Raw genomic sequence first — 500 nt, forward strand, 5'->3', positions numbered from 1 at the left:
ACAGCTCCATCGAGCTCATATCCAGACCCTGCTCCGCTACATATTCCATGAACGGCACGATCAGCGCAGGCGTCGATTCGAAGATCGTAATTTGCCGGTCGCGAATCCAGCCATACAGACGAGTCGGATCGATCCGGTCGTCTTTCGGGCAAATGACCATCGTTCCGCCGTTGTACAGCGTCCGCGCGATATCCCCGACGAACACGTCGAAGGAGAAGCTCGCCAACTGCAGCAGCCGTACCGGGAACTGATCCAGCCGGTATTCCCGGCGATAGGCCGCGGCCGTATTCACCAGGCTGCGGTGCTCGATCATGACGCCTTTCGGCCGTCCTGTCGTGCCCGACGTGTAGATCACGTACGCCAGATCGTGCGGCTCGCTCGCGTCAGGCCCGTTTGCTCCGTCACCGCCATACGACTGCTCGTCATCGAGGCAGAGGCAGCGCACGCTTTGCAGCGCCGCATCTTCCGCCAGCCACGCTTGGGCTTGGTCCTGCAGATGA

The 500-nt window shown here is 61.2% G+C and carries 1 protein-coding gene; it reads right to left on the bottom strand.

What is annotated here, in order from left to right; all coding sequences use genetic code 11:
* Positions 1-500 (bottom strand): AMP-binding protein (locus tag QMG93_RS35025; RefSeq protein WP_281944524.1); only part of this gene is annotated, 500 nt, incomplete at both ends.

The organism is Paenibacillus tyrphae (assembly GCF_027925525.1).
Taxonomy (GTDB): domain Bacteria; phylum Bacillota; class Bacilli; order Paenibacillales; family NBRC-103111; genus Paenibacillus_G; species Paenibacillus_G tyrfis_B.